We start from the raw sequence: 685 nt of genomic DNA, 5'->3' as shown, positions 1-685 counted from the left end.
GCTGCCGCCCGAACCATAAACACCCGGCGTGAGCGAGCCCTGACCCAAGCCACTAAGCTGAACCTTACCGTCCTCTTCAATAACAAAATCTGACGCATTAATCACTAAGGGCTGATTGAAATCATCCACATGGTAATACGGGGAAGTGAGCACCCCGGTAGGGGCTACATTGACTTGGGCGAAATTATGTTCACCACGCAGCTCAAAGATACCTTTGGCAACAGTAAGCATGTCGTTAGGGACTGTCACTTGGCCCTGGAAAATAAAACGACCAGTACCGTCGCCTTCTAGCGCACTGTTAACCACAACGCCATCAGCAAATTCAACCTTGCTACCGCCATTTAAGGTAATGGTCGCATCTAAAGACTGCACTGAAGGTAGTGCTAATGTGCCACCATTACTGACTACGATTGGCGAGTTAATCTGAGTCACTTTAGTAAACTCAACTCGCCCACCGCTAACATCAATCGGTGTATCGATAGATAAGGCTTCCCTCACCAACAAATCTACATTATTAGTAGAAATAGGATAACTAATTACTGCATCATCTATCACTGAATCAGCATGGCTACTGCCCGCACCCAAACTGGCTAAGTATAGGTGTTCGCTACCGTCAGTTTCGTCTTTGGTATACAACGTGCCAGCGCCACCATGCTGGCCCGAGCGGTCACGGCTCCCACCACGC

Annotated in this window: 1 protein-coding gene; it reads right to left on the bottom strand. The window is 48.8% G+C overall.

What is annotated here, in order from left to right:
- The coding region (locus tag ACYFDN_RS21410) for a hypothetical protein (protein WP_483512651.1) at positions 1-685 on the bottom strand (685 nt) is incomplete at both ends.

This window comes from Agarivorans sp. D1326 (assembly GCF_056958115.1).
The sequence above is the reverse complement of the archived record's forward strand: the minus strand, read 5'-3'. Positions and strand labels throughout refer to the sequence as shown.